Source organism: Chitinophaga alhagiae (genome assembly GCF_003568665.1).
Classification (GTDB): Bacteria; Bacteroidota; Bacteroidia; order Chitinophagales; family Chitinophagaceae; genus Chitinophaga; species Chitinophaga alhagiae.
Genome location: NZ_QXMH01000002.1, coordinates 1,185,822 through 1,210,749, shown reverse-complemented (window position 1 = coordinate 1,210,749; position 24,928 = coordinate 1,185,822). Strand labels below are relative to the sequence as shown.

The 24,928-nt window shown below is 55.4% G+C and carries 22 protein-coding genes; 7 read left to right on the top strand and 15 right to left on the bottom strand.

Going from position 1 to position 24,928, the window contains the following annotated elements; all coding sequences use genetic code 11:
- Nucleotides 1-43: 43 nt before the first annotated feature.
- From cls to D3A97_RS15775, 7 genes are all read right to left on the bottom strand, one after another.
- Nucleotides 44-1,516 (bottom strand): cardiolipin synthase, encoded by a 1,473-nt coding sequence (cls, locus tag D3A97_RS15805; RefSeq protein ID WP_119079599.1) that lies wholly within the window; start codon nt 1,514-1,516, stop codon nt 44-46.
- 115 nt (nt 1,517-1,631) lie between these two features.
- On the bottom strand, nt 1,632-2,018 hold the full coding sequence (locus D3A97_RS15800) for a DUF4890 domain-containing protein (protein ID WP_119079429.1): 387 nt from the start codon (nt 2,016-2,018) through the stop codon (nt 1,632-1,634).
- Between the two features lie 50 nt (nt 2,019-2,068).
- Nucleotides 2,069-2,593, bottom strand: coding sequence for a Spy/CpxP family protein refolding chaperone (locus tag D3A97_RS15795; RefSeq protein ID WP_119079428.1), 525 nt, complete (start codon nt 2,591-2,593; stop codon nt 2,069-2,071).
- Nucleotides 2,593-2,937 (bottom strand): hypothetical protein, encoded by a 345-nt coding sequence (locus D3A97_RS15790; RefSeq protein WP_119079427.1) that lies wholly within the window; start codon nt 2,935-2,937, stop codon nt 2,593-2,595. The genes D3A97_RS15795 and D3A97_RS15790 overlap by 1 nt, the downstream gene beginning before the upstream one ends.
- Before the next feature lie 46 nt (nt 2,938-2,983).
- Nucleotides 2,984-3,550 carry an RNA polymerase sigma factor gene (locus D3A97_RS15785; RefSeq protein ID WP_119079426.1) on the bottom strand — a complete coding sequence of 189 codons (567 nt, stop codon included), beginning with the start codon at nt 3,548-3,550 and terminating at the stop codon, nt 2,984-2,986.
- Between the two features lie 21 nt (nt 3,551-3,571).
- Nucleotides 3,572-6,478, bottom strand: coding sequence for an outer membrane beta-barrel protein (locus D3A97_RS15780; protein ID WP_119079425.1), 2,907 nt, complete (start codon nt 6,476-6,478; stop codon nt 3,572-3,574).
- Between the two features lie 282 nt (nt 6,479-6,760).
- The gene (locus D3A97_RS15775) at nt 6,761-9,166 is read right to left on the bottom strand and encodes a S9 family peptidase (RefSeq protein ID WP_119079424.1); all 2,406 of its coding nucleotides are present in this window, start codon (nt 9,164-9,166) and stop codon (nt 6,761-6,763) included.
- 182 nt (nt 9,167-9,348) lie between these two features.
- Between D3A97_RS15775 and D3A97_RS25255 the strand changes: the two genes are divergently transcribed.
- A complete protein-coding gene (locus D3A97_RS25255; RefSeq protein ID WP_119079423.1) occupies nt 9,349-13,425 on the top strand; it encodes a choice-of-anchor Z repeating domain-containing protein in 4,077 nt (1,358 codons plus the stop codon).
- 51 nt (nt 13,426-13,476) lie between these two features.
- Here D3A97_RS25255 and D3A97_RS15765 read toward each other — a convergent pair whose 3' ends face one another.
- From D3A97_RS15765 to D3A97_RS15750, 4 genes are read right to left on the bottom strand one after another with little or no spacing between them, the layout of a single operon-like run.
- Entirely contained in the window at nt 13,477-14,145 is a 669-nt protein-coding gene (locus tag D3A97_RS15765) for a response regulator transcription factor (RefSeq protein WP_119079422.1), read from the bottom strand.
- 40 nt (nt 14,146-14,185) lie between these two features.
- Nucleotides 14,186-14,926: a sensor histidine kinase gene (locus D3A97_RS15760; RefSeq protein ID WP_119079421.1), complete on the bottom strand. Its 741-nt coding sequence runs from the start codon at nt 14,924-14,926 to the stop codon at nt 14,186-14,188.
- A 6-nt stretch (nt 14,927-14,932) separates the two neighbouring features.
- Nucleotides 14,933-15,598, bottom strand: a complete 666-nt coding sequence (locus D3A97_RS15755) for a hypothetical protein (protein ID WP_119079420.1) — start codon at nt 15,596-15,598, stop codon at nt 14,933-14,935.
- Nucleotides 15,599-15,623: 25 nt separating this feature from the next.
- The gene (locus D3A97_RS15750) at nt 15,624-16,151 is read right to left on the bottom strand and encodes a hypothetical protein (protein ID WP_119079419.1); all 528 of its coding nucleotides are present in this window, start codon (nt 16,149-16,151) and stop codon (nt 15,624-15,626) included.
- A 167-nt stretch (nt 16,152-16,318) separates the two neighbouring features.
- Between D3A97_RS15750 and D3A97_RS15745 the strand changes: the two genes are divergently transcribed.
- On the top strand, nt 16,319-16,915 hold the full coding sequence (locus tag D3A97_RS15745; RefSeq protein ID WP_119079418.1) for a YdeI/OmpD-associated family protein: 597 nt from the start codon (nt 16,319-16,321) through the stop codon (nt 16,913-16,915).
- A 16-nt stretch (nt 16,916-16,931) separates the two neighbouring features.
- On the opposite strand, the gene D3A97_RS15740 is transcribed toward D3A97_RS15745, so the two are convergent.
- The 3 genes from D3A97_RS15740 to D3A97_RS15730 all read right to left on the bottom strand — a co-directional run bounded on the left by D3A97_RS15740 (nt 16,932) and on the right by D3A97_RS15730 (nt 21,131).
- Complete coding sequence (locus tag D3A97_RS15740; protein ID WP_119079598.1) at nt 16,932-18,212, bottom strand: type II toxin-antitoxin system HipA family toxin; 1,281 nt, start codon at nt 18,210-18,212, stop codon at nt 16,932-16,934.
- Nucleotides 18,213-18,214: 2 nt separating this feature from the next.
- Nucleotides 18,215-18,514 carry a helix-turn-helix transcriptional regulator gene (locus D3A97_RS15735; protein WP_119079417.1) on the bottom strand — a complete coding sequence of 100 codons (300 nt, stop codon included), beginning with the start codon at nt 18,512-18,514 and terminating at the stop codon, nt 18,215-18,217.
- A 130-nt stretch (nt 18,515-18,644) separates the two neighbouring features.
- Entirely contained in the window at nt 18,645-21,131 is a 2,487-nt protein-coding gene (locus D3A97_RS15730; protein WP_119079416.1) for a phosphocholine-specific phospholipase C, read from the bottom strand.
- Nucleotides 21,132-21,304: 173 nt separating this feature from the next.
- Between D3A97_RS15730 and D3A97_RS15725 the strand changes: the two genes are divergently transcribed.
- Genes D3A97_RS15725 through D3A97_RS15705 form a run of 5 tightly spaced genes read left to right on the top strand, consistent with a single transcriptional unit; the run spans nt 21,305 to nt 24,522 of the window.
- The gene (locus tag D3A97_RS15725) at nt 21,305-21,874 is read left to right on the top strand and encodes an RNA polymerase sigma factor (RefSeq protein ID WP_119079415.1); all 570 of its coding nucleotides are present in this window, start codon (nt 21,305-21,307) and stop codon (nt 21,872-21,874) included.
- Complete coding sequence (locus D3A97_RS15720; RefSeq protein WP_119079414.1) at nt 21,871-22,491, top strand: anti-sigma factor family protein; 621 nt, start codon at nt 21,871-21,873, stop codon at nt 22,489-22,491. Before D3A97_RS15725 ends, D3A97_RS15720 begins: the two co-directional genes overlap by 4 nt.
- A 30-nt stretch (nt 22,492-22,521) precedes the next feature.
- Nucleotides 22,522-22,956: a hypothetical protein gene (locus D3A97_RS15715; RefSeq protein ID WP_119079413.1), complete on the top strand. Its 435-nt coding sequence runs from the start codon at nt 22,522-22,524 to the stop codon at nt 22,954-22,956.
- 5 nt (nt 22,957-22,961) lie between these two features.
- A complete protein-coding gene (locus tag D3A97_RS15710; RefSeq protein WP_119079412.1) occupies nt 22,962-24,107 on the top strand; it encodes a C1 family peptidase in 1,146 nt (381 codons plus the stop codon).
- A 4-nt stretch (nt 24,108-24,111) separates the two neighbouring features.
- The gene (locus D3A97_RS15705) at nt 24,112-24,522 is read left to right on the top strand and encodes a hypothetical protein (RefSeq protein ID WP_119079411.1); all 411 of its coding nucleotides are present in this window, start codon (nt 24,112-24,114) and stop codon (nt 24,520-24,522) included.
- Nucleotides 24,523-24,541: 19 nt separating this feature from the next.
- Here the strand turns inward: D3A97_RS15705 and D3A97_RS15700 are convergent, their stop codons facing one another.
- A complete protein-coding gene (locus D3A97_RS15700; protein ID WP_119079410.1) occupies nt 24,542-24,928 on the bottom strand; it encodes a hypothetical protein in 387 nt (128 codons plus the stop codon).

Genomic DNA, 24,928 nt, shown 5'->3' with positions numbered 1-24,928 from the left:
ATCGATTTATTTTTTTCTCCGGGAGAGATTTTTTGCTTTTCCACTACAACAACGGCGATATCAACCGCACCACCGCCTCCCCCAGCCTGGAGAAGCGGCCGCGGGCCCGCCAGGTGTCCAGCATCAGCTCGTTGCTGTAAAGGGCGTCTTGCAGAAAGGCTTCCGAGAGCTGCCAGTTGATTTCCCGGCTGTATACAAAGGCATTTACTTCAAAGTTAAAGTCAAAGCTGCGGATGTCCATGTTGGCGGTGCCTACTACAGACAGGTTATCGTCTACCACCATGGTTTTGGCGTGTACAAAACCCTTGTTGTACCGGAAAATGCGCACACCGCAGGCCAGCAGGTCTTCATAAAAAGATTCCGCGGCCTTGTTCACCAGGCGGCTGTCACTTTCTCCCGGCACCAGCAGGCGTACGTCTACGCCGGAAAGCGCGGCCTGCTGCAGGGCGTTGTAAATAGAATCGTTGGGAATAAAATACGGGGTGGTGATGTATACGGAACGCTCCGCCTGGTTGATGGCGGCCAGGAATGAAAGCATAATGGAAGACCGCTCTGAATCAGGGCCGCTGGCGGCTATCTGTACCAGGTCATCTCCTTTGGTCTCTATGTCCGGGAAAAAATCCTGCGTAATGGGCAGGTCCGCTTCCGCGCAAAAGTTCCAGTCTCCCATGAACAGGAACTGCAGCGTATGCACGCCCTGGCCTTTGATACGGAGGTGGGTATCTCTCCAGAAAGGCCAGTGCGGGTGCGCCTGGCGGTATTGGGGATCGTTGATGTACCGGTCCGCGATATTGATGCCGCCTATAAAGCCGGTATGCCCGTCTATCACCACTATTTTGCGGTGGTTGCGGTAATTGAGGCGGTTGGCCAGCAGCCTGATCTTGTAGAAGGGGTATACTTCCACGCCGGCGGCCCTCATTTCCCGGAGGAAGCGGCGGTTAATGTCACTGCTGCCAAAATCGTCATAAATAAAACGCACTTCCACGCCTTCCCTGGCTTTTTGCATCAGGATGTCCATCACCTCGCGGCCAATAATGTCTTCTTCAAAAATGTAATATTCCAGGTGGATGTGATGCCGCGCGCCGCGCAGGGCGGCGAGCAGGGCGGGAAATTTTTCTTCGCCGTTAATGAGCAGCGCTGTTTCATTGTCTGCCGTGATGGGAGACAGCGTATCCCGGAAAAGCAGGCGGGCAATACCGCCCTTATTGTCTACCAGCGCGGAATGTTCCAGCAGGGTGGCGCGGTTCTCTTTGCGGAGGTAATCTTTCAGCCGCTCGCTGAGGCGTACGTTGCTCATCCATTTGCGGCTGTAAATGCGGTTGATGCGGCGGTTCACGCCAATCAGGAGGTAGATCACCACGCCCAGGCCGGGAATGAAAAAAAGCAGCAGCAGGTAGGCCAGGGTTTTGCCGGTGGTGCGGGTTTCCATAAGGGCTTTTACGGCTACCAGCGCCGTAAGGCCGTAGAGGAGAATAATGCCGATTGATTGCCAGTGGTCTTTGAGGAATTGCAGCATACCGTATACAATAATACGGATTTCTTTACATGGCATAAAAAAGCCGCACCATACCGCGTGCATTCTTCCGGGTTATTTTGCGGTATGATACGGCCCATTACTTTCCTTGCGGGACTTAGTTGTTCCCGCCGCCGCCACGGTTGCCCATGCGCTGGCGCCTTTCTTTTTCGGCGGCTTCGTACTTTTTGTACTGCTCTTCCGTAAGAATGGATTTTACCTTTTCATCTCTTTCCTTGGAAAACTTCGTGAACGCCTCACGGTCCATGCGGTTGCCGGAGCTTCTGGCATCTTCGCGGGCTTTCTCCATGTCTTTGAAAGACTTGGTGAACACGGCTTCCAGCTTGGTAGCCTGGTCCTGATTGATCTGCAGGGTTTCCTTCATGCGGTCTACCGTCATTTTTACGCGTTCTTCCACGCTGCGGCGCTGGCCGCCACCCTGCTGGGCCTGGGCACTGAAAGTCACGGCCAGCCCGAAAGCCAGCAATAATAGGAGCTTTTTCATGTTTTCGTTATTTGAGGGTGCTGTTAAGGAAATTTATATATAATAGATGCTCATGATCCCTGACGGGTACTATCTTCTTTAGGCTGGCTTCTGCGCGGGCCTCCGCCCATGCGTTTGATCACCTGCTGCACCAGCGTGTCAAATTTGGCCTGCTGCTCAGGCGTACCGATGGCTTTCACCTGCTGAAAGTGCCGGAACGTTTGCAGGTCCATCTGTTTCTGTTTGGCGGCAATGGAGTCCGCGGCGCTGTTGATCACTGAATCGGGCACGCTGGCCTCGTTCAGCAGCTTGTAAAAATTGTTCCGGGCAGTGCGCAGCTCCCCGAAATACGGCTTCATTCTATCCCAATGCTGCTCTTTCAGTTTCCTGTACTGCTCCATCTGCTGCGCGTCAAAGCCTACTTCCTTTTCCAGTATTTGCGTTGTTTCTCCCCTGCCGCTTCTGGCAGTGCCGCCACCGGGGTGGGGTGGCTCCGGCTTCTTCCATACAAAAAATACCAGCAGCAGAATATTGGTGAGTAACAGTACCAGCACCAGCAAACTCAGTACCTTATTCCTGGCAAACGCTTCCTTCATTATGGTTCTGTTTTATCATATTCGTAAAAAGTAGTGATGCCGAGCTGGTACTCATCGGCAAAGGCCTGCTGCAGGGCGGTGATCTCCACCAGTTCTGAAGAATGCCGCATTTGTGATACAAACATGAAACTGTTGGCGGCCAGTATCAGCACCACGGCCGTAATGGCAACGGAGGGCCTGGTGATCAGCGCAATAAGACGTTCCCAGGCATCCGCGGGCCTGGCCCGCTGCATGCGCGCCATGAGCCGGGTGTAGAAATAAGGCGCCGGTTCCGCACGCTGCACCCCGTCAAGGCTGCGCATGGCCTGTTCCGTTTCCTGTTGTATGTCTCGTCTCTGCTTCATATTCGCTGTATTTAAGTTAGACGATAATTATGCTGAAAACTTGCACTTAATCTTCATTTCTGTAATAATCTTCCAGTTGCTCCCGCAGGTTCTGCTTGGCCCGGTGCAGCAGCCCCTCCACGGCAGACACGCTGGCATCCATGGCCTCCCCTATCTGCCGGCTGCTGAGGCCTTCCAGCTTTTGCAGCACAAAGGCCACTTTCTGGCTCTCGGGCAGGCGGCCGATGGCTTTGAACAGCAGGGCGGCCCGTTCCTTGTCTGCCAGCTGTACGCCGGGATGGTGAAAATCCGGCGGGTCTATGAGCAGCTCGTTTTGCTGGCCAAACAGGCTGTACACCTTGCCCCAGCGCTTTTTACGCGTTTTTTTCCGCAGATGGTCCAGGCACTTGGTTACCGTAATGCGGTAGAGCCAGGTGGAGATCTGTGATTCCCCCTTGAAGCTGGCCACAGATTCAAACACCTGCATGAACACTTCCTGCGCTACATCTTCGGCATCGGCGGCATTTTGCAGGATACCGAGGGCAGTGTTATAGACCATGCCCTGCCAACGGGCCACCAGATCCTTGAAGGCGGCCTCGTTCCCCTGCTTTAATTGTGCTATGATGTCCGTCAATTGCGCTCGGTGTAATGGATGTTAAAACGATCTGTTGCGCTGCATCGAGCCGGGAGGGCCGTCTCCACGGTTGCCGCCCCGGTCAAACCGCTCACGGAAATTGCCCCGCTCCTCGCGTTCCGGCATCTTGAGCTTGCCAAAGTTCCTTAACCGGTAAGTAAATGTAAGCATAAAATACTGGGTGAGCACCTGGTTTTGCTCGTCAATGATCTCCAGGCCGTTCATGGTACGGCTTACGCTACGGTTCTGTTTCAGCAGGTCAAATACAGACAGCCGCAGCTCTCCGCGCTGGTTTTTGAGGAACTTCTTGCCTACGGCGGCATTCCAGAGCCAGAAGCGCTGGTCAAAACCATCACCCAGGCCTTTGGTAAAGGTATGGTTCACCTCGTTCTGCACCACCCAGCCGTTCTTGCTCAGCAGGTTTACGCTGGCGGCCGCATTGTGGGTAGAGTAATTGGCGTTGTTACGGGGGTCTATGGTATTCTTGAGTACATTGAAGTTGGCGTTGTAAGACACGGTAAAGTCAACATATTCGCTGATGTTGCTGCTGACCACCGCGCCCAGGCTGTAATTGTAGTTGTGGGAAAACCCTTCTACGTAGTTGGACACGCCGGGGGTACGCACATAACCCAGCCCCGCGTTCATGTTGAAATTGGACTTGATGAACTTCAGCGGCACCCCGTAAGTGAAGAAAGACCGTGCGCTGAAATACCCGTCCATGTTCATGGCCTTGGTCAGGCGGCCGCCTGCCTTCAGCGTGTCCGTAGCTGTCAGCAGGGAGTCTCGCGCGCTGGTATAAATGCCGTTGGCAATATAGTCCTGGTTGGTCTGTACGAACAGGTTGGCAAAGAAATTATTCCCGTTGGCCGTATTGGTGTAGTTGTACCGGCCGGCCACCATATGCCCGAACTGCTGCCGCAGGTTGGGGTTACCGATCCGCACGTTGGTAAGGCCGGAATAGATGTATACATCCTGCAGCTGGTCTATAGACGGCTGATTGGTGGATGACCGGTAGAAGATGCGGAGACGGCTGTAGTCAGACAGCTTGTACATCAGCATGGCATTCGGCAATATGTTCTGGAAGCTCTGCTTACCGGCAAACACGGTGGGGTACTCTCTCTTCGTCTCCATTTCCGCGTACTGGTAGTTAACGCCTACAGACAGCATCTTGTCACGGTTGCCCAGGCGGTAAGTAAGCCCTGCAGCCTGCGTGTTGTATTTGTTGCTGAAGAGGTTGGACTGTGAAGGGTCAAGTACAGTATAGTCTTTCCCGTCATAGTCGTACTCATACGCCTTGCGGTCTGAGCTGTTCTTTGACCAGGAGGGGTTGTAGCTCACCTGTAGCTGGCCTGACTTGCCTACGGGCTCTGTGTAAGACACGTTCACGTTGAAAGACTGGCCGTTGGAAAGGGGCCTTACGCGCTGGCGCAGGGAGTCATCTATGCCTTTCCCTACAATGTAGTTGAGGTCACTGTTGGTAAAGGTTTCTCCCGTACGGTCATTAGTGCTCAGGCCCAGGCCCACGCTGATGGTGCGCCCGCGTTTGGCAAAAGCATGGCGGTACAGCAGGTTGCCGTTCAGGTTGTAGCCGGAATTGACCCTGTCGCTGTTGGCCGCGTTGGTGCTCATCAGGTCTTCGTTGGTGAGCGTGTTGCCAAAGGAGTTGGAGAACCCGCTGTTCTTCTGGAAGCTGATGCTGGGCGTAAATATGATGGTATTGCTGGAATCAATGTTATACTCCACGCGCGCATTGATGCGGTGGTTGTAGTTGGTGCTGCCGCTGGTGGCCGTATCGTTCTCTATCCGCTGGGTAATGGAATCTATGGCGGTTTGCACACGGGATATTTCTGAATTGCGCTGGGTAGCGTTATTGAAGAAATAACTGCCGCTGAAGGTCACTTTTTTACCCCAGTTATCGTTAAAGTTGGTACCGAAGGAATTGGTGGTATTGAGGCCGTTCTGCTGGCCCACCATAAAGTTGCTGCCACCGCCTCCAAAACCGCCGCCGCCACGGCCGCCACCTCTGCCCCCACGCCCGCCGCCGCGGCCTCCGCCGCCTGCGTTCTGCACGCCCAGCAGGTCCTGGCTGGAAAAGTTCTGCTGGTTCACGTTATTGGCCAGGCCTATAATGGAAATACGTTTATCGTCTTTGAAAAGGTTCACGTTACCACCGGCGGAATAACGCCCGTCTGTACCATAACCGGCGTATACCCTGCCAAACTGCCCCTGCCGCATCTCCGCGCGGGTCACAATGTTAATGGCCTTTACGGAGTTCCCGTCGTCAAAGCCGGTGAACCGCGCCTGGTCGCTCATCCTGTCAAACACCTCTATTTTGGAGATCACTTCGGCAGGCAGGTTGCGCAGGGCCAGCGTAGCATCGTCCCCGAAAAACTCTTTGCCGTCTACCGTAATTTTCTTTACATCTTCGCCGCCAGCCTTTACGGTACCGTTCTCTACGGTAATGCCGGGCATCTTTTTCACCAGGTCTTCCCCGCTGGCGTCCGGGTTTACCTTATAGGCGTCCGCATTGTACTGCAGGGTATCTCCTTTTTGCTGGGAGGGCGGCACCTGGCCTTTGATCACTACTTCCTTCAGCTCGCGGGAAGATTTGGGCATATAGATAGTGCCCAGGTCCTGCGTTTCCGCCTGCAGCATAATGGCGCGGGTCAGTTCCCCGTAGCCTACAAAGCTGATGGTGAGAATGTAAGGTTTCCGGGAAAGGCCTGTGAGTTCAAAAGCGCCGGAGGCATTGGTGATAGCCTGTTTCCTGAATGCGGCATCTTCCGGGGAGCTTAGCCTTACGGTTGCATTTCTCAGAACGGTACTATCCCCTTTATCTCTCAACACACCTTTCAGTACCAGTTCCTGCGCAAACAACCCATGTGCGCAGGTCAGCAATAAAAAAGTAAAAATCAGTGCATGCCGCATATTACGATGGTTATTCTGAATGGTTGGACGATGTTTTGACAGGAACCATTCGCCACGCCGGAGGAAAAATTGTTAACAGCGGGAGGATAGGTGTTAACCGGGCAAAGGCAGTGATAAGCGGAGCAAAGAAACAAGAATCCGCATGAGAAAGGCGGAAAGAACTGCCGGGAGCAGGCATTGGCAAGCGGTGCAAATAAATAAACCGCCGCCGGCATCAATAACAAGGGCCGGCCGTTCAAACCGGCCAGCCCTTTATCTTGATAATTTTCGGTACAGCAAGCCTTACTTGGCGTCTCTCACATAGGTATTCAGCCATTGCGTTTGCTCCCACAGCATGTGCAGCAGGTTTTCTCTGGCGGTATAACCATGGCTTTCAAACGGCAGCTGCACAAAACGCACGGTACCGCCGTGGCCCTTGATGGCGTTGTACAGCCTTTCGCTCTGGATGGGGAAGGTACCGGAATTGTTGTCCATTTCCCCGTGAATCAGCAGCAGCGGTGTTTTGATCTTGTCTGCGAAGCTGAAGGGGCTCATGTTGTAGTACACTTCCGGCGCCTGCCAGTAAGTGCGCTCCTCCGCCTGGAAGCCGAAGGGTGTAAGCGTGCGGTTATAGGCACCGCTCCGGGCAATGCCGGCCCTGAACAACTTCGTATGTGCGAGGAGGTTAGCGGTCATGAACGCGCCGTAACTATGGCCGCCAACGGCTACGCGGGTGCTGTCTCCCACGCCCATTTTTGCCAGTGCCTGTATGGCGGCATGCGCGTTGAGATATAGCTGGGGAATGAAATTATCGTTTGGTTCTTTATTGCCTTCGCCTACAATGGGCATTTCCGCATTGTCAAGGATGGCGTAGCCCTGGGTGACCCAGAACAGCGGGCCGCCGTAGCCAACACGGGTGAACGTATACCTGGAGCCACGCACCTGGGCGGCGTCTGCGGCGGATTTGTACTCGCGCGGGTACGCCCAGATGAACACCGGCAGCGGGCCGTCTTTTTCAGGATCGTAGCCCTTGGGCAGGTAGAGGTTGCCGGTGAGGGCTATGCCGTCTGCCCTTTTGTAGGATATCTTTTGTTTGCTCACGCCTTCCATGGCCTTGTAGGGATTGGTAAAGTCCGTAATGGGCGTGCCGATGGCGGAGCGCTTGCGCAGGTCGCGGATGTAGTAGTTGGGCACGTCCGTAGCGCTTTCCCGCAGGGTGAGCATGATGAGCTTTGAAGGGTCTGGCGCATCTATCACCCGCTCGTAATAAGGCGCCTGGCAACGCCAGAGTACGGTAGCCTTGCGGGTTTTCAGGTTATAGCTTTGCACCAGGGGCATGTCTCCCTCCGGGGACGCGCCGTCCGCATTGAGCAGCAGTTCCCCGTTCTTCTGCACGAACAATACGCGCTCGTCATACTGGTTGTAGGTGGTGAAGGGCGTGCCGATATCGCTGTAGGCGTCGTTGCTGCTTTTTTCAAAAAGGGAATCCAGCCGGCCGGTTACCCCGTTGAAGGTGCTGATACGTTCCCGCCGGTCCGCGAACATGGATTCATATACCAGCGCCAATTCCGGGGTGCTGCCCCATATTACGCGCCTGAAACGGCGCTGTGTACGGAACAGCTCTTTCGGCTCCCCGCCGGCGGCGGCATCTACGGCGTACAATCCATCCCGGAAGGGGGCTTTTTTGCGGCCCAGGCCGCCGTCCAGCGCCTTGATATAGGTAATGGTATGGGCTTCATCATCTTTCCAGTTAAAACCGCGGGGCACGTCCATCACGTCGTCAAACCCGATGGGGGCGCCTTCGGAAGAGGGCGTTTTGGCCAGCACTTTCTTTTCCGCGCCTTCCAGGTCTGTTACCAGCGTGGTGGAAGGGAAGCCGTAAGCGGGCACCAGGTAAGAGAACGGTTTTTCTATACGGCGCAGCAGCAGGTATTGTTTATCTGGCGAAACGGACATGCTGGCATAAATGGCCGGGGCGCCGATTGCCTTTTCCGATTGCAGGTTGTTCAGCACCAGCTGTGAGGTGGTGATATAGGCGAAGAGCGTTTCATCGTACGGGCTTTTGATAAGGTCCTGGTACGTGCGGGAAGCGGCGGCCCTGCCTTTGCTTTCCTGTACCACCGGGCCTTTGGGGGCGGCGGGCCGCACCGGCAATGCGCCGGTACCGGCAGGCACGGTCTTGTATACCAGCGCATCGTTGCCTGCCCAGACATACGCTGCGCCCATGGAGGCGTTTACCGGCGCGGTGTTGATCTTGCGCGCGGCGTGGGCCGCAATGTCTATAACGTAAATGTCTATACGATCATTTTCACTGTGGAGGAAAGCGGCGCGTTTACCATCCCCGCTCCAGCCCAGGCGGGAAATACGCGGCTCCGCGGGCAGGCCGCTGATGGTGAACACTTCTTTGGTGCGGATGTTTTTCAGTTGCAGCCCCACGCCGTAGGCCTCCCTGCTGGGCCCGAAGTTGCGCGGGTTGAGCCGCAGGCCGGCTATGCGCAGCTCCGGCTGTGCCAGCTCTTCCACCGGTTCATAAGAATTGCGCTCGGTGAGTATCATCCACTCCCCGCCCCTGCCTACGCTGACGGAGGGCGTGGGTTTGGCCAGCAGTAGCTCTTCCAGTACGGCGGGCGGTCTTTGATAGGTTACATTGTCCTGGGCATGGGCGGCAAGCCCTGCCAGCAGGCAAAGGGATAGTACATATTTTCTCATGGCAGAAACAGATTTAGATTTCAGCTAAAATCAGCAATATCCGGCTAAAATAAAACAAACAGCCGTAAAAAAGCGGCAAAACTTGCGTAGTAGTACGCACCCCGCGTATCTGAAAAACGCCTACCTTTATGTTCGACCATATCCCGCATACCTCATTTCATAACCCCAAAAAAGCACACATTATGGAACAGCTTAAAACGCTGCTGTTTGTGCGTGCGGAAAACAACGGAGCATTTGACGGCTCCTCCCTCGGCACGCCCATCACCATGAATGGCAGCATCTCCCATTCCACCAAAGAAGACGAATTTTTGATCAAGAAAGGCTTCATCAACATGGGCCGTATTCCGGGGCTGGAAACCAGCGGCGCTTTTACCCTGGAAGCTGTGATCACTCCCGAAGCCGTTACCGGCGGGCGGCAGAACATCATGGAGTCACAGTCCCCTCCCGCCGCTCTTTTCATTGACAATAAAGGGTTGCTCACCGGCAGCGTGAACATTAAAGGTTCCGGCTGGCAAAGCCTGGCGGCCAAAACCCCGCTGGCGCCCGGCAAGGTTTACCGCGTGCGTTTCTCCCGCGATGCGGCGGGCAAAATGACGCTGGAGGTGAACGACAAATCAGTGGCCACTTCCAAAACCACCGGCGCCCTGGAACCGGTGGGCCAGCTCGGCTTCAGGGCCGGCGCGGGCATGGACGGCAAAAGCTACCAGTTCAAGGGCAAGATCGGCAACATCACCATCCGCGAAGGCGCCTTCACCGCCACCGCCTGGAACAAGCGGGTAAGGGATGCCAAGATCCTGGAGACCAGCATCAAAAACAAGATCGGGGCGGGTGCGCTGGTATCCGTGATTGCCAGTCTTGACGAAAGCCGCGCCCGCCTGCAGCCCATCAAGGAGATCATGAACGCGGCCGGCGTGGAAAAGATCAGCGACCTGTCTACCCTGCAGGTCAAAGTGCCCACTGCCATTCCCAAGGGCAAGCTGCTGGTAGCCCCGCGCAAAACCAGGATCATAGACGTGAACTGGGGCAACATTGCCGGCAGCTTCAAAAAACTGACGGCCGCGCAGAAAAAAGAGCAACTGGCCCGCTACCTGCCCAACCGCAACAGCAGCGCCGTGCTCAAAGCCGCCACCGAAGCGGCACAGCCTGCGCCGGGGCGCATCACGCCTGTTAATACCATTGGCGCCACAGGCCTCTCCGGCCGGTTAGACAACCTCACCATCCTGAACCGCACGGGCGTACGCCTGCCTAAAGACGTGATCCGCAACAGTCCCACGCTGGCCGCTTTCCGCCCCGGCGTGAGCCTCAGCGAGGTAGTGCAGCTCAGCGGCACCGGCCTGCGGCTCAATAACAAGGAAACCTTCCTGCAGCAGATAGCCGCCCGCAAACCGGAAGCCTGGCCCATGCTCACGCAGCCGCCCAAGCCCATTAAAATGGTGACGCTGCCGGTAGGCTCTTCCGTGATCATTGCCGGCGTGCTGGACCTCACCAACACGCAGCTGATCATTGAGCCAGACGTGGAAAAGCTCTACATCATAGCAGAAAAAGTGATCTGCGGCGCCAACGCCACCATTACCTGGCGGCGGCCCGGCGGCTCCACCCCGCCGCGGTTGAATGACGACGGCCTCAACGGCCAGGGCTGGAACGGCATCCATACCAAACATGACTCGCGCGACGGGCTGGACGGGGCCAACGGCCAACCCGGCTCCGAAGGCATTGCCGGCGCCGGCGGGCGCAACGCTCCCGCGCTGGAAATGTGGGTGAAAGACCTCACCAACATTCCCAATCTTGACCTCAACGGGGAAGACGGCATTAAAGGCGGCGCCGGCCAGCGCGGCGGGCGCGGAGGAGACGGCGCGGACGGCGCCGGCGGTAAAAGGATATGGGTATTTGGCTGGCACTGTGTTAGCGACCCGGGAGACGGTGGAGACGGCGGCAACGGCGGCCGTGGCGGAGACGGCGGGCGCGGCGGCAACGGCGGCGCCGGTGGCAATATCACCATTGGCGTGCTGGACGGTACCCTGGCCTCCACCGTTACCAACAACGCCTTCCGCCTCAAGAACCAAGGCGGCCAGCGCGGCCGCGGAGGCAGCGGCGGAGAAGGCGGCAACGGCGGCATTGGCGGCCGCAGCGGCAACGGGGAAACCTGTAAAGACGGCCGCAACGGCCACAACGGCTCCAAAGGCCAGCCCGGCGGCACCGGGCCAGACGCTTCCCTCGCCGGCCGCGACGCGGAAAACCGCTTCTTCCAGTTCAGTGAAGACGCCTGGGAAGAACTGCTCACCCGGCCTTTTGTAACAGAGATCAACCCCTCCGAGGTATTCCCCGGCAACAAAATAACCCTGCGCGGCTCGCAGTTCGCCAATAACGACCGCGTGGTGATAGAAGGCGTGGCCACCCTGGTGCCCACCATCAACGCAGACGAAAGCATTTCCGTGACCGTGCCGCTCAACATTGCGGGCGGCCAGAAGTCTGTGTACGTCAGGCGCGCGTCTGACGGTACGGAGAGCAACCGCGTGCCCATCCGCGTAAAACCGCAGCTGGACACACTGCCCGCCAGCCTGCCGCCTAATGCGGACGTGACCATCACCGGCAAGGCCTTCCTCACCGGCGCTTCCGTGCTCATCAACGGCGCCGCCATACCCGCCAGCAGCGTTACCGCCACGCAGGTGGTGTTCCGCATGCCCGGCACCGGCGGTACCGGCAGCAGCGGCGGTACGGTCACCGTGGCCGTCAGGAACCCTGACGGGCTGGTGAGCAACACGCGCACCGCCGCCAAACCGCGTATACTGGAAATCCCGTTCACCTACGGCGCTAACAACCTGCCTTTCAAGAACCCTACAGACGGCGTGCCGGACTGGGGTACGTTTGAAGACACCTTCGGCACCGCCGAGGTATGGCACGAGCTGCTGGACCCCATCTTCGGGCACCCCATTCTCACCGGCGCCTATTACATCTTCTACGAGCACTTCCTCAAAGGCACCGGCAACGGCGGCCTGGCCACCGGCTTCTGCACGTCTATGGCCAGCTTTGTGGCAGACAAATTATGGAAAGGGGAAAACGATGCGTTCTCTGTGACCAAGGCCAGCATTCATAAACAGCTCACCGCCATACACGGCAAGCTGCTCAGCCGCGAAAGCCTCATCCACTTCCATGACCAGAGCCGGCAGGAAATTGCCCGCGTGGAAAAAACGGCCCGTGAAATTGAAAAGGTGTTCCTCACCGGTTGCGACCGCAACGTGGCGCCCCTCCTGTTCTTCATACCCTCCGGCGCTATATGGGACGCGGGCTATATGGACGGCCTCAGCTCCAGCCACTGCCTCATGCCCTACCGCTTTGTATACCCGGAAGGCCACCCCGGCCCCAAACTGAGCGCAGACGGCTCTACCACTACGGCCAGCCTTGACGGGGTGGAACTCTATTGCTGGGACTGCAACCACCAGAACGATCCCAACTGCCGCCTCAAGTTCCGTATGGACGGCGGCATGCTGCACTACGATTATTTTGACGGCGGTACAAGCATACAGTTCTCCAGCAGCGATAACATTACGCTGGGCCAGATGAGCAACGGAGATTACCTGCTGGCAGACCATGACCTGCCTTTCTCCGGCCCCTTCGGCCTCACCAGCTTCATTATCGACTTCCTGCTGAGCCCGGCAGACCTGGAAATACTGGATGAGAACGGCCTGCGCGTAGGCCGCTTCAACAACAGCATCTACAGCGAAGTGCCGGACTCCCACCCCTGCTACCTGGTGCCCGGCGCCTACCTGCTGCCGGTAGACCGGAGCTACACGCGGCACATTGTAGGCAATGGCAGCGGCACGTACACCTTCAACAGCATCATGCCAGACGGCACTACTGTTAAGCTGGAAAACGTGCCCACCCAGCCCGGCCACCGGGATACGCTGATGATGAACGCAGACGCTTCCCAGGTACGTTTTGCGCCGCATGCGGAAAAAGAGTTCACCGTTACCTTCTCCAAACTGGTAGGCAACCAGGTGCGCTCACTGGCCATCAGCGGTGTAGGCGGCGGCCCCGCCACGGAGGCGGACATTACCGTGGCGCCAGACCTCAGCCTGTTCAGGCTGGGTAACCGCAGCTCCCTGAAAAATGTGGAAGTGAAAGCCTTTTCCGTGAATAAAACGGCCAATACGCCGGTCAACAAAAAAGTAGCGCTGCAACTGCCGGGCAACCATGACCTGGTGGTATCTGTGAGCGACTGGAATACGGTAAATCTTCAGGCAGAAACATTAGGGTTTTAGTACAACCGAGCACCGATCTGCCATGGGCGCCCCGCGTGGGCGCCCTCTTTTTTAGAGCAGCTCCTCTTCGCGGATCAGGTTGTTTTTGAGCGCGTACATGACCACGCCCGCGGTATTGCGCACGTTCATTTTTTCGAGGATGCGGGTGCGGTAGCCCTCTACGGTGCGTTTGCTGAGAAAGATGCGGTCACCTATCTGGCGGGCGGTCATTTGCTGGCAAATGAGGCGGATGATCTCCTGCTCGCGGTCTGTAAAAGTGACCACTTCGCGGGGTTTGTGGGGGTTGAACCTGCTGCGGGCTATCATGCCGGCCAGCTTGGCGGAAGTGCTTTTGCAATAGTACACCTTGTCTTCATACACATGCGCAATGGCCTCCAGTATCTCCTGTTTGTCCGCGTTCTTCAGCAGGTAGCCTTTGGCGCCGGCTTCCAGCATTTCAACGATCTGGTCTTCTTCATCAAACATGGAAAGGGCAATAATGCGCGCGTCGGGGTTGCGGCGTATCAGCTCTCGGGTGGCGGCAATACCGTCCATCCGGGGCATCTTGATGTCTGTCATGATCACATCGGGATTCTCCTTTTCCACCAGTTCCAGCAGCTCCCGGCCGTCTGCGGCCTGGCCCGCGAGTATGATGTTCTCCTGCCGGGAAAGCATCAGCGCCAGCCCGTCCAGGAAGATTTCGTGATCGTCTGCAACTGCGAGGCGGATATCATAGTTCATGCCGCTAATGTAGGATTTGAGGTGCTGACAAATATACGAATTATCCCAGAGGTATCCTGATATAATAGCGGGTGCCCCGGCCGGGAGCGGAATGGATGGAGAGATGGCCGTGCAGGATGTCTGTACGTATTTCCAGGCTTTTCAGCCCCAGCCCGCGGGAGTTGCGGCGGCTCTTTTCCACGTCAAAACCTTTACCGTTGTCTTGCGCCAGCACCAGCAGCTCTTTGTCGTCTTCGCTGAAACCGATTTCCAGCACGGAGGCGCCGGCGTGTTTGAGGGTATTGTGAATGATCTCTTGCGTAATGCGGAAAATATGGATGTCCCTTTCCGGGTTGGGCGTAATATCGTTCACGGCATACACCCGCAGTTCCATACGTTCCTGCTGCCCCAGCAACTTGTAAAATTCACGGATGGCATCCTGCAGGCCTTTTCTTTCCAGCGTGTTGGGCAGCAGGTTGTGGGAGATCTGCCGCATGGAGGTCACAATTTCATCTATGTACCTGCCTGATTTGGCGATCACCGCCTTATCCCGCACGTCCGGCACTTCCACGCTGCTGATGTTGAGCTTTACGGTGGAGAGCAGCGGGCCCAGGCTGTCATGCAGGTCTGTGGCAATACGCTTGCGCTCGTTCTCCAGCAGGCGTATCTCCGCCGTGATACGCTCCCGCTGCAGGCGGATGTAACGGCGGTGGTAACGGATGATGGACACAATAAAAAAGGTAATGATCACCGCCAGCAGCGAGCACAGAAATACGGTGGTATAAACGATCCTTTCTTCCATGGGGCCTTACGCTTTAAACCGCTTGGAAAAGTAATAGTCGTCCCTGACGGGCATAAAATAAACGGCCACAGCGTAAACAATATTAACGAATGCATTGATAAACGCAAAAATCTCGAATATCTGCCGGCCTATCTTTGAATTGTCAGGGTCTATCAGCATGAACCCTTCCGTAATGAGGCTGTACACGCCAATTACAATAAACCCGGTACAGATGAGGAACTTGGAATTGCGGAAAAGGTTGTCGCTGTAAGACGTTACCAGCGCGTTGATCTCGCTGATGGAAAGAAATACGGTAGTAAGGGAATAAAGGATCACGAAGTAAGAAGAGAAACCGTTGGCCAGCACCCCCATGCAGATGTTCTCCACTACCCATGTAACCAGGTAGGTAGCGGCCAGCGCCGCAAACAGCCACTTTCTTTTTTTGAGGAAACCCCAGGTATAAAAAAGGTAGAGGATGATGCCTGCTTCGAGCAGTATGTAGATGTTGCTGGGAATGCGGTTGTCTTTGGTGAGGTGGATGCTGATCTCGCTCACCACTTCAGCGGTGAAGGCCAGCAGCAGGAAAAGTAAAAAAGGATGGAAGCTGGCACGGACACGGTTCATCCGTGCCAGCCCCATTATCAGCGGTATAAGAACGGTAAAGCTCAGTAGCTGTGTTGCGGTATTGGACATGGGAAGCAGGTTATGGAAATTCTCATCAGGGCGCAGTCACCGGGCTTTCAAGATCGCAGGTATGGGGGCAGCGGTGGCCGCGCTCCATGGCCTCTGCATCTTCCGCGGGGGGCAGCGCCATGGCCCTGCTCACACCAGGCACCCAGGGCGTTTCATAAGCCACCAGTTTTTCCGCGATGTCTTTCCCCTGGCCGTCTACCGGCACCAGTACAAATACCACTTCCCTTTTGGGGTTCAGGCCCAGATATATCCTGATACCGTCCGCGCCTTTTTTGTTCAGCAGGGCGGCAATGGCATGGCGGTTAAAAGACTCCGCCACGGGGAGGTTGAAGTTGCGGGTGAGGTACGCCGTATCCTGCAGCTGCTTCTCCAGCTCCATCCTGGCGCCGGCAAAAGCCCTGGTATAGGTGGCCGCTTCTTCCATGGCGATCACATGTTCCTTGGCCCTTTCTTTATCTACAGGAATGCCGCCATCCCGTCCAAATTCCCGGTAGATCAGTAATATGAGCAGGATGAGGATGATGAAATAAAGCACTGTTTGGGATCTTTTCATAACAATTGTATTTTATGTGAGTAATTGCAAGGTAAAACGAAGAGCGGAAGCAGGGGCAGGTACAATTGCCCGAAAAAAAACGTATAAATACCTGTTGCATTTCAATTGGGGAGTGTAGCCGCTGCCGCGCGATGCATACAAGATAGGAATTTTCTTTAATTTCAATTATGGACGCCACCACCCTTTATATCTCAAAAGCCGCCCCGTTTGCGCAGCCCATCCTGGAGCACGTTCGCAACCTGGTGCTGAAGACCTGCCCACATGCTACGGAAACCATCAAGTGGGGCGTGCCTTTTTTTGAAACTTACGGGGATAACCTTTGCAGCATTGCCGCCTTCAAAAAACATTGCATCGTGAACTTCTGGAAGGCTTCCCTGATGAAAGACAGCCAGGGCCTCTTCACCCAGGTAGGAGAAACCGCCATGGGCCAGCTGGGCAGAATTACCAGCCTGGAAGATCTGCCTTCAGACAAAATACTGGCCGCCTACCTCAAAGAAGCAGACCAGCTGAATAAAAAAGGCATCAAACCCAAATCAGCCAGAACGGAGAAAAAAGAGATCAGCACACCCCCGGCGCTGGCGGCTGCGTTAAAGAAAAACAAAACCGCCGCCAAAAACTTTGAGGCATTCAGTTACTCTGCGCGTAAGGAATATATAGAATGGATAGAAGACGCGAAAACGGAAGCTACGCTCAACAAACGGCTGGAAACGGCGGTGGAGTGGATTGCGGAGGGGAAGCATAGGAACTGGAAGTATCAGCGGTGAGGCTGTTCAGCAGCTTTTACGCTTGGGAAGCGTCGTAAAAACAATGCTGCATTCTCTCCATATCCGCGCGTGGAATGCCAATACCCGTTGCCACCCGGCGCCAGTGGCTGATAGCTCCGGTAACATGCCGGATGATCTCTTCCCTTCTTTTTTCATGAATGCGAAACCGTTCCGCCACTTCTCTTGCAAGGTCCAGATGCAGGTCGTTACTATACTCGGAAATATTCAGGCTCAGCCCTGAAGCATTGGGCACGGGATTGATATCATACGCCGGTGACAGCCGCCAGCCGCGCGGTGTGAGCAAAAACCCGTGATTACGCAAATGGTCATCACTGTTACTTACACCGATGTAGAAGACGATCCGCCGCCAAAGCTCTTCCAGGTCTTCATCCGGAGCAGCCCCATGCCTTACAATAAACTCGGCAAGCTGCAGGTAAGACACCTGTGCTGCCGCACCCGCACCATCGGTCATTCCCAGCAGGGTCATTGCAGATGCGAAATGAATACGGCCTGCGGCCGTGCGGTCAAAGCGCTTTGACAGGAAGGTATGATGATCCTGGGAGTACCGCTTCGCCTTACTTTCCGCTACGGTCAATCCTGACCGTATGGCAAGCGTATTGACCACCTGCTCCCAGCCGCCAATATCCCAGCCATCCCGCCGGCTGGGGAATTTTGCTATCCATAAATGCCCGTCAGGAGCAACAATACTCGCTTTTGGCCTGGCTCCGCCCAATGATGAACCCGGCGACATCAGCATGTTCAGCCATTGAGAAAATGCGGGATCTTCCGCGGCATCGTCTCTTTCCAATGCCAGGCTGGCTTCTTCCAACGTACGCAGCGATGTCATGGGCGGCGCTGCCATGGCCGTATGATCACTCAGGAACGGGCCATCAGGATCTAGCTTGAAACGTAACGCTCCCATCCGGTAAAGGTCATGTACCCCCAGCAGGTAGTCACTTTCCATTAACGCCCTTGCCCTGCGCCCTTCCTGCCGGGCGTTATAGGCCTCACGCCGTTCCATCAGCACACGCCCCCAGCGGTCAGGTGACGAATCTGTAAAGAGCCCGAAATTTGGTTTTTCATCGCGGACGTACTGTGGGCCGGTGAATAGCAGCAAATCAGGGTCCAGCAGGAGCGCCGGCGCTCCTGCCAGCCAGGCAGGATCATAAGAGAATGAAAAAGTTTCCCTTCCGCGCCCGGATTCTACCGTTAGCACGCCCATTAATTGAGGGCCTTTCAGCTCAGACCAATCCGCATAAACAAAGATCTCCTTATGCTGTAATACTGCTTTTGCCATGTTCATTCTCCTTTTTTCAATAGCCGGGCGTCCTGCAGTTTCCTGCCCAGCGGATCATCCGCTGCTATTTTCATAATATCCCTGTCCAACCCCAGTACAAAGAGCACCTGTACATATGAAGACATGGCTACGCCAGGGTCTCCCTTTTCGATCAATTGCAACGTAGACCGGGCAATCCCGGCCCTTTCCGCCACCTGGTCCGCAGACAGCCTCCGACGCTTACGGGCGAGCTTCATATTGACCCCAAGTTCTTTGAGCATATTTTCCGCGGAGGGAAGTAATATGGTTTTTTTGGGTTTCATTTGACCGTTATTTCAGTCAAAAATAAGTAAAAATACCGAAATATCGGTCAATTTATAAAATACCTATATGTATTGACACCCCTTCACCATAGCATAAAAAAACGGGCGCTGACCATCAGCGCCCGTTCCTTTACACCATCTTCCCCATCAACGGGTCACTCATACTGACCGCTCCCGTTTCCACATGCCCTGCATACCGCCGCAGAAAATTGTTCTTCCCTCTTACGGAGATCATCTGGTCATACCAGCCATAGCTGCCGCCCAATGCCACGGCCACTTTTTTGCGGGCGCCCGCGGCCAATGTCAGCTGCTGGCTTTTGCCGCCGTAAGCAACGTCTGCCACTGCAATTTCCAGTGACCGGGAGGATGTATTATGCAGCAAAAAGGCGATGTTGCCATCCGGCTTTTTACCGTTGCGGGTGTATTCCATTTTTACGGTGAGGCCGGGGTCTTCCGCGTCGCCTTTCAAATCCCGGTAAAAGCCGTTGGGGCCGTATACTTCAAGGGAGTAGCCATCGGCGGTGTTCCATTCATCCGTTAGCCGGTCTCCCGCCGCTACCGCATAAGCCCTGCTTTTCCGGTTGTTGCCGGTATACACATGAAAAGGTGCGCCCGCGGCCTGTTTGCCGAAGAGCGTATTCCCCGCTTCCAGTTGCAGCACTACCTGTTTACCGTTGGCGGCAAGGGCGGCATCGGCGTACAGCTCGTACGGGATAGCGCATGCGGGGCGTATGCCCGGCTCCTGTTCCGGCAGCAGGCCCTTCTCCTGCCCTTCCCTTACAGAAAGCGCGGTTTGGCCGGTAATGTTCTTAAAATTGGCCGGCGGCGCCTTGAAGCGGGCCTTGTGTACCGTTTCAATGAAAGCCTCTTTTTCTACTGAAGCGGGCGTATCGATCTTCTCCCCGTTATAGGGCCTGAAAATGGAGGAAAAATCCCCGCAGATAGTACGCCGCCATGCGGAGATATTGGTGGAGGCGATGTTTTTTTTCTGTTTGTGAGACAGCCATTTTTCCAGGAACTGCAGGTCTGACGTATGGTCAAACACCTGCGAGTTCACAAAGCCGCCGCGGCTCCAGGGAGAGGCCACTACCAGCGGCACCCGGTACCCCAGGCCAATGGCGCTTTCCCGCGCCCCGCGGCCGGGGGCCTGCTCCGTGGCCGTTACATATTCCACCGCGGTGTTGATCCCTTTGGATACCTTGCCGCCTTCCAGGCTGCCGGGCGCGGGCGGCACAAAGGGCGGCACGTGGTCAAAGTAACCGTCGTTCTCGTCGTACGTCAATATAAAAATGGTTTTCTTCCATACTTCCGGGTTTTGCGTGAGTATGTCCATCACTTCGGATAAATACCAGGCGCCATACCAGGGCGCGCCGGGGTGGTCTGAAAAATTCTCCGGCGCTACGATCCACGATACGGCGGGCAGCTGGCCACTTTGCACATCCTGCCGGAACTGGTGCAGCACGTCTCCTTTCGGCAACTGCACTTCCCGCTCCGTATCCCCGTCTTTATACTGCAGGCGGGTGAGGGAATGATAGTCAGGGTCATTCACATTGGTGGTGAACGCTTTTTTATGCAGCTGCTGCTCCCGCTGCGGCAGGGCGCTGAAGGGGGTTTGGGCCACCATGGCCAGCGTTTTTTCCGCATACGCGAGCATGTCTTTCCCGCGTTGTATGTTGCGTTGCAGGTCTTTCTGTTCCTTGCTGCCCGCGGGCAGGCCGGCCAGTTTCTTTTCCATGGCGGACAATTGCTGCGGCGCCTCCTGCTTCACCTTGCGGAGGTAGGCCAGGTGCGCATCTGAATATTGTACATGGTATTGAGAGAACCATTCAATAGGATTATCTGTAAAGTTGGCCAGCCAGGAATCTTCTTCTCCTTCAAATCCTACGTCCGCACTGATCTCGTTCTGGTAAATTTTCCATGATACGTTGCCGGCTTCCAGTATTTCGGGGAAGGTGGGCCAGGAAGCCGGTTTGCCATAGTCCACATCCGAGTTATACACATTGGCCTTTACCCCGCTGCGTTGCTCCTGGCGGATGGTGCCCGTCCAGAAATAGAGGCGGTTGGGCGTGGTGCCGGTCAGGGAGGAGCAGAAATGCTGGTCACACACGGTAAAGGCGTCTGCCAGGGCGTAGTAGAAAGGAATGTCTTCCCGGTCATAATACCCCATGGTGAGCGGCATGCGGCTGTACTCCCGGTTGCCTGACTTCTTCACGTCCAGCCAGCGGTCGTACTGCCCGTTATTGCGCGCGTCTACCTGGTCTGCCCAGGAATGCGGCAGGGCGCTCATCCAGGTGGCTTTGGTGTCTTTGATGTTGAGGCGGAAGGGCGCATAGGTCTCACCTGCCGTGTTTTTTTGCAGGAACACGGGGCGGCCGTCTTCCAGCTTCAGCGCGCGGGGGTCGTTAAACCCGCGTACACCTTTGAGGCGGCCGAAGCAATGGTCGAAAGACCGGTTCTCCTGCATCAGGAACACTACGTGCTCCGCGTCCAGGAAGGTGCTGCCCGGGGCGGGGTTAATGGCCAGCGCCCGTTGAATGGTTTCAGGGAGCATGTTGGCAAGGCCGCCCGCGCCGGTGAGCAGGGCCGCCTTCCGTAAAAATTCTCTTCTCGTGTCCATAAGCTGCTTTGATGTTTTTTCCGTGCGTCAAAATAGTGATAAATGACGAATAGGGATATAATGAAAAAGCCTTTCCCGAAAATATGCCGGAAAATTAATAAAGTGAGCTGGAAGAATGAAAATCCCTTAGATTTAGTGCAACATTCTTGCCCCTCACCTGTCTAATCTACCCAGTGCATGCTTTAACAGGAAATACGCCAACAGACCACCACCTTGTAGACCAGGTGCTGCGTGGTGATGTGCAGGCTTTTAGCGCCATTGTCAGGAACACCGAAGCTCTGGTGGCGCAGATCGTTTGCAGAATGGTGAAGCATGTGGAAGACCGGAAAGACCTGGTGCAGGAAATTTACCTGAAGGCCTACCAGCACCTGCCCGGCTTCCGCTTCCGGTCAAAGTTATCTACCTGGGTGGGACAGATCGCATATCATACCTGCATCAACTATTTGGAAAAAAAGAAGCTGCTGCTGCCGGGGGAGCCGGAAGAAACGGCGCTGCCTGGCGCGGAGCCGCCTGCCGCTTTCCTGTCACGCAAAGAGCTGGCGGGTATATTGCAGGCCGCCATTGAAAGGCTTCCACCTATTCAGCAAACCATTATTTCCCTCTATCACCAACAGGAATGCAGCTACGATGAAATTACCCAGATCACCGGCCTCCCCGCCGGCACGGTAAAAAGTTATTTATTCAGGGCCAGAAGGGCCCTGCGTGACAATTTATTGCTTCAGTATAAAAAGGAAGAGCTATGACATTGAAACACCTTTCAGACGATGTTATTCAGCAATACGCGCTGGAAGCCGGCAGCGGGCCGGAAACAGACGACCATTTGCAACAGTACCCCCACGGCGAGCCGGAAACAGACGGCCATCTGCAACAGTACCCCCACAGCGAGCCGGGAACAGACGATCATTTGCAACAGTCCCCCCACGGCGAGCCGGGAACAGACGGCCACCAGCAACAGTCCCCCCACAGCGGCGCGGAAACAGACGGCCATCTGCAACAGTGCCCCGCCTGCCGTGCTAAAATGGAAATGTACCGCAACATGGCGGCCGCCTTCCGGGAGTTGCCGGCGCCCGCCTTCAGTTTCAACACCGGCGCCCTGGTAATGGCGCGCCTGCAACCCGCTCCCCTGCGCCCGGCGCGGCGCATAGCCAGGCTGGTGCTGTACGCGGCGCTCATAGCATTGCTGCTGCCCGCAGGAGGCGTTCTTTACCTCTTCCGGCATGAGGTGGTACGGCTGTTTTCCGGCGCCGTTTCCATATTGACGGGACTGGCGGCCACTACCATACTGACCATACTGGTATTGCAGGGGGTGGACATGCTACGGTCCCACCGGAAAAAAACACATAAGATACTGCAACATTAACCGACCTGCTACTGTCTAATCCATAACATCATGAAAAAGATAACCATTACAACGGCCACCCTTATGGCTGCCACAGCAGCGCAGGCGCAAGACCTCACCCAGCCTATCCCCATGGGCAGTGTGCTGGAGCTTTCGTTCCGCATTTTTGCCATTGTGCTGTGTATGTACCTGGTGGGCACGTTCATTATCACCATCGTAAAGCTGGTGCTGGACCATCAGTTGAAAAGCAGGATGGTAGACAGGGGATTTTCCGGCAGCGAGATGTCCAGCTTCTTCCGTGCCGGTAATACCGTTGCCCGCAATACCGCGCTGAAGTGGTTTGCCGTGCTGTCAGGAGTGGGTTTCGGGCTAATGCTCGTTACTTTCTTCCAGCCCCTGGGCATGCATTCCCTGGTGATCATGACTTTCAGCGTAGCGGCCGCCTTTCTGCTGTATGCTCAATTCATTAAACGATCAGATACTTAAACGCCATGAATACCGCTTTCCTCCCCTTCCTGGCCACCGCCCTGCTATGCCTGCATACCTTTACCGCCTGCCATCACCAGCCCGTAAAGGCAAAGGAGCGCAAGCCCAGCCAATACCGGTTCCAGCCGGTAGCAGACATCCCTACTACCCCAGTGGCAGATCAGCAAAGCTCCGGTACCTGCTGGTGCTTTTCTACCACTTCCTTTCTCGAAACAGAGATATTGCGCATCACCGGCCAGGAAACAGACCTCTCCGAAATGTACTTTGTACGCTGCGCATACATTTACAAAGCCCGCAACTACATCATGCGCCAGGGCGCGGCCCGGTTCTCGGAGGGCGGCCTCAATCATGACCCCGTGATCAGCGCGGCAGAATTTGGCATGGTGCCGCAAAACGTATACACCGGGCTGCCGGGCAAAGATTCCGTGCATAACCATTACCACCTCTTTAAGGAGCTAAAAGAGCGGGTAGACAGCTATGCGCAGAAAAAAATACACCCCGCTACCGCCTGGAAGGAAGAAGTGCCCGGCATTCTTGACAAATACCTGGGCCCCAACGTAAAAACGTTCACCTGGAAAGGCAACGCCTACACCCCGCAAAGTTTTATGGCCGCCACCGGTCTCCGGTTATCAGACTATGTGACCATCACCTCCTTCACGCATGCACCTTTCTACAAACGCTTCATCTTGAACATCCCCGCCAACCACCTCAACGAAAGTTTCTACAACCTCCCGCTGGATGAATATATTGCCAATATAGACCATGCCCTGGCCAATGGCTACAGCCTGGCGCTTGACACAGACGCCACCGAAAATGGCTTTGCGGACGGCCTGGCAGTGATAGCAGACCGGGAAGAAGATGAAGAAAAGATACTCACGGAACCGGCCCCGGAAAAAAAAGTGACGCAGGCATATCGGCAGCAGGAGTTCGAGAACTTCAACACCACGGATGACCATAACATGCACATCACCGGCAAGGTGCAAGACCAGACGGGAAAAATATACTACAAGGTCAAGAACTCATGGGGCGCCCGCAGCGGGAAAGAAGGGTACTATTACATGAGCATCCCTTACATCAGGCTGAAATCCATCTCTGTAATGCTGCATAAGAACGGGCTGGCAGACTCCACCCGCGCACGGCTAAATTTATAACGGTATGAACAGGAATTTGCTATTATTCATTTTCGGCACGCTCTGCATTCTTGGCGCCCTTTACATCTACGGCAGGCAAACCGGCTGGGGAGGCCATCTTTTTAACGATGGTAATTTCTCTTACCACGTAATAGACTCAGACAATACGTATGAAATAAAAGCACAGTACAACAGGGGGCAAACTGACAAGGTACGCGCCTACCTGCAGGAACAATTGGGCCGGTACACCCACCTCTCCTTCCGGGATGTTGAACTGGATGCCACCACCACCCTGGAAAACGGCGCCATTTTTTACATCCTGCTGAAACCGGGCAGGCTGCGCATCAGGCTTAATAAAAAAGAGAACAGCCAGGCCACTTATGAACGCTTCAGCCAGATGGGCCGGGAGTTAAGGCCTGTCATGAGCGGCCGGTGAAAGGCCGCGCCAAACACAATTACCTGGTTACGCTGAAAGTACCGGTATTAAGGAACTTGTCCTCAAAAGTCCCTTCTATCTTATAAAACCCGTCATTTATTTGTCCTGTAAACGTGTAAACAACGCCCTTTATCACAACAGTTTTACCGCTGGTGGAGTAAGTCGATTCCCATCGGCTTACTCCACTTGTTGCAGCGGTGTCTGTTTCCAAATTCATGTCATATATCCTCACCGTTCCGCCTGTCCGGAACAAAATATAGAGGCCATCTATTTTACTGCCGCTGTCTCTTGCAAAGACGCCCTTCCAATAGCCCACCAGGGCTGCCTGCGGCTCTGAAGGTTTCTCCCCTTTTTTGCAGCCGGGGAAGAAAAATATTACGGCCGCCAGGGCCCATATCATTTTCAT

Excerpts from the sequence above, each read along its gene's own strand:
- D3A97_RS15795 (WP_119079428.1), bottom strand. The coding sequence starts at position 2,593 with ATGAAGGAAGCGTTTGCCAGGAATAAGGTACTGAGTTTGCTGGTGCTG.
- D3A97_RS15780 (WP_119079425.1), bottom strand. The coding sequence starts at position 6,478 with ATGCGGCATGCACTGATTTTTACTTTTTTATTGCTGACCTGCGCACAT.
- D3A97_RS15765 (WP_119079422.1), bottom strand. The coding sequence starts at position 14,145 with ATGAACTATGATATCCGCCTCGCAGTTGCAGACGATCACGAAATCTTC.
- D3A97_RS15790 (WP_119079427.1), bottom strand. The coding sequence starts at position 2,937 with ATGAAGCAGAGACGAGACATACAACAGGAAACGGAACAGGCCATGCGC.
- D3A97_RS15730 (WP_119079416.1), bottom strand. The coding sequence starts at position 21,131 with ATGGACACGAGAAGAGAATTTTTACGGAAGGCGGCCCTGCTCACCGGC.
- D3A97_RS15755 (WP_119079420.1), bottom strand. The coding sequence starts at position 15,598 with ATGTCCAATACCGCAACACAGCTACTGAGCTTTACCGTTCTTATACCG.
- D3A97_RS15800 (WP_119079429.1), bottom strand. The coding sequence starts at position 2,018 with ATGAAAAAGCTCCTATTATTGCTGGCTTTCGGGCTGGCCGTGACTTTC.
- D3A97_RS15720 (WP_119079414.1), top strand. The coding sequence starts at position 21,871 with ATGACATTGAAACACCTTTCAGACGATGTTATTCAGCAATACGCGCTG.
- D3A97_RS15705 (WP_119079411.1), top strand. The coding sequence starts at position 24,112 with ATGAACAGGAATTTGCTATTATTCATTTTCGGCACGCTCTGCATTCTT.
- D3A97_RS15760 (WP_119079421.1), bottom strand. The coding sequence starts at position 14,926 with ATGGAAGAAAGGATCGTTTATACCACCGTATTTCTGTGCTCGCTGCTG.
- D3A97_RS15740 (WP_119079598.1), bottom strand. The coding sequence starts at position 18,212 with ATGGCAAAAGCAGTATTACAGCATAAGGAGATCTTTGTTTATGCGGAT.
- cls (WP_119079599.1), bottom strand. The coding sequence starts at position 1,516 with ATGCTGCAATTCCTCAAAGACCACTGGCAATCAATCGGCATTATTCTC.
- D3A97_RS15715 (WP_119079413.1), top strand. The coding sequence starts at position 22,522 with ATGAAAAAGATAACCATTACAACGGCCACCCTTATGGCTGCCACAGCA.
- D3A97_RS25255 (WP_119079423.1), top strand. The coding sequence starts at position 9,349 with ATGGAACAGCTTAAAACGCTGCTGTTTGTGCGTGCGGAAAACAACGGA.
- D3A97_RS15745 (WP_119079418.1), top strand. The coding sequence starts at position 16,319 with ATGGACGCCACCACCCTTTATATCTCAAAAGCCGCCCCGTTTGCGCAG.
- D3A97_RS15700 (WP_119079410.1), bottom strand. The coding sequence starts at position 24,928 with ATGAAAATGATATGGGCCCTGGCGGCCGTAATATTTTTCTTCCCCGGC.
- D3A97_RS15735 (WP_119079417.1), bottom strand. The coding sequence starts at position 18,514 with ATGAAACCCAAAAAAACCATATTACTTCCCTCCGCGGAAAATATGCTC.
- D3A97_RS15750 (WP_119079419.1), bottom strand. The coding sequence starts at position 16,151 with ATGAAAAGATCCCAAACAGTGCTTTATTTCATCATCCTCATCCTGCTC.
- D3A97_RS15775 (WP_119079424.1), bottom strand. The coding sequence starts at position 9,166 with ATGAGAAAATATGTACTATCCCTTTGCCTGCTGGCAGGGCTTGCCGCC.
- D3A97_RS15710 (WP_119079412.1), top strand. The coding sequence starts at position 22,962 with ATGAATACCGCTTTCCTCCCCTTCCTGGCCACCGCCCTGCTATGCCTG.